This is a genomic window from Paracoccus marinaquae, from assembly GCF_018860165.1.
GTDB classification, from domain to species: domain Bacteria; phylum Pseudomonadota; class Alphaproteobacteria; order Rhodobacterales; family Rhodobacteraceae; genus Paracoccus; species Paracoccus marinaquae.
On sequence record NZ_JAHKNG010000103.1, the window covers coordinates 1 to 2,289 of the forward strand.

The 2,289-nt window shown below is 63.0% G+C and carries 4 protein-coding genes; all 4 read right to left on the bottom strand.

Annotated elements, in window-relative coordinates; translation table 11 throughout:
* Positions 1-207 precede the first annotated feature (207 nt).
* Positions 208-555, bottom strand: a complete 348-nt coding sequence (locus tag KNW02_RS20410) for a phage head closure protein (RefSeq protein WP_216035012.1) — start codon at positions 553-555, stop codon at positions 208-210.
* Positions 555-1,121 (bottom strand): head-tail connector protein, encoded by a 567-nt coding sequence (locus KNW02_RS20415; RefSeq protein ID WP_216035013.1) that lies wholly within the window; start codon positions 1,119-1,121, stop codon positions 555-557. The genes KNW02_RS20410 and KNW02_RS20415 overlap by 1 nt, the downstream gene beginning before the upstream one ends.
* A gap of 74 nt (positions 1,122-1,195) precedes the next feature.
* On the bottom strand, positions 1,196-1,582 hold the full coding sequence (locus KNW02_RS20420; RefSeq protein ID WP_216035014.1) for a hypothetical protein: 387 nt from the start codon (positions 1,580-1,582) through the stop codon (positions 1,196-1,198).
* 94 nt (positions 1,583-1,676) lie between these two features.
* Positions 1,677-2,289: phage major capsid protein (locus tag KNW02_RS20425; RefSeq protein ID WP_216035015.1), on the bottom strand; the 613-nt coding region annotated here is incomplete at its 5' end.

The window sequence follows — 2,289 nt, forward strand, 5'->3', positions numbered from 1 at the left end:
CTGGAGGACCCCGCCATGGATGGTGGTGCTCATCGCCGCTGCTGGCGGGATGGGACTCGCGCTGATCGCCTGAACTTCGGGGCGGCGCGTGTCAGGATCGCCTCGAACTCGGCGTCGGGCATGCGGAACTGGTCGCCCGCTTTCGGCGGCGTCATGGCGGTTTTCCAGGAGAGACTTGTTTCGGCTCGCGGCCTTGCCGGTGACGGCTCACGTCGCCACGCCGGCCTCGCACAGCATGGTGATGAAGCGGCGCCGTCGCTCCATGTCGGCGGCGGTGCGGATATTGTAGATGGAGCCGGAGCGGGTCTCGATCAGTCGCCATTCGGCGGTGATGGTGGCGGTCTCGGCATCGAAGCGTACGATGATCAGCGCCGGCTGCACCTCCTGCAGGCGGGCAGCAATGACGGTCTCGCCGCCCTTGGAGGGCAGGATGCAGGCGTCGCGCTCAAACTGGGCCACCCACATGCCGACGGTGTTGCCGTAGCCGTCGTCGACTTCCTCGCGCTTTTCGAAGCTGACGCGGTCGCGTAGATCATTGGCGGTGATCCTGGCCATCAGATCGGACTTCTGCGGTAGGGCGCGATCAGGGCATGGACGGTGCGATCGATAGCAACATCAATGCTGGTGTCGGTGCCATCGAACAGGCGCTGCACGATCAGCAGGATAGCTTGCCGGATGGGCTCCGGCACGTCGGCCGCGCCAAAACCGGCTGTAAAGGTGACAGAGACGGCATCGGGGCGATAGAAGGTGGCGGGCCAGGATTGTCCCGGCCGCAGCGAAACATAGGCCCCGCGCGCGTCGGTAAACAGATCGCAGACGCTGGGGTCCAATGTCTGCACAACATTACCGACATCGAAGTAGCTGACGCTGACGATCGCAGTCACCGGCGATACTGGCAAAGCTAGACGATCGGCAAAGCCGGCAAAATCTTGCCGCCAGGTTTGCGTCACCAGTGCCCGGCCGAGAATGCCGGCATAGCCGTCGAGATATGCCGTCGCCGCCTTGATCTGGGCGGTGATCAGATCGTCCTGATCATCATGATCGACGCGCAGATGAGCCTTGGCCTCGGCCAGCGACACCGGCATGTTGACCGGGGCGACGGTGCGAACGGGTACGATCACGTTTTCGATCCATTATAATAAAAAGAAGCGACCAGCCGTTCGGGCGAGTGATGGGCTGATCGCTTCGAGCGATGTCAGGCAACCGGCGCGTCGTGGGGATGGCCGAGCACAATGACCGCGCCGGCAGCGATCGACGTGCCGGAGGTCTTGGTGACGACAGCGCGGATATAGCGCTTCGAACCCTTGTAGCCCTGCTTGTAAACCGTGCTGGCCTCGAGTGCCGTCGGAAGGGCTCCAAGCAGATCGCCGGCCGCCACATCGGTAAAATCGCCATCCGTGGTGGTGTTGCTCTCCTGGATGGCGACGACGAAGAGGCCATCGCCGGCAATCGCGCCGGTATTGATGATCAGGGTTGCGGAGTTGAAGCCCTGCAGATCGGCATGGCTGCCCTTGGTCGTGGCGGTGACCACGGCGGGAACCAGCGATGCAACGAGGCCGAGGCCGGAGATACCGTCCTTCATGACAGAAGTCCTTTCGATGAATGGGAATGATGAAGAGACGGGCGACCGTCCTTCGACCGTGTGATGGCCGCCCGCTGCTGGATCACGCCGGTGATCAGGTGCTGATCTTCAGAAGCTTGAGCGCCTCGAAGTTGACCACGCCGCCGCCGACGCGCTTGGTCGTGTAGAACAGGACGTTCGGCTTCGAGGTGAACGGATCACGCAGCACCCGGATGCCGATGCGGTCGACGATCAGGTAGGAGCGACCGAAGTCCCCGAAGGCGATGGGGAACTTGCTGGCCTCTGCCGCCGGCATGTTGTCGTCGGTGTAGACCGGCTTGCCGAGGATAGTGGCGACTTCGGCTGCACCCGATGGCGGCGCCCAGATATAGGCGCCTTCCGCATCCTTGAACTTGCGCACCGTGTTCATGGTCGCATCCGACATCAGCCACGATGCCCCGTTCCGGTAGCCGGACTTGAGCGCATAATAGAGATCGATCAGGCAGTCGGCCGGACTGACCGAAGCGGTCGCAGCCAGGAAGCCATCCGCTTTCCCCGAGGCAACGAAGCCGATCTTGCCCCACACATGGGAAGCATTCGCCACCGTGTCGTAGGCGAGAATGCCGCGCGGCTTGTTGATGCCATCGCCATGGGCAAAGGCCGCGCCCTCCTGCTCGGCAAACTCGATGGACACCTCATCGGCGAGCCATGCGGCAAGATCGATGCGG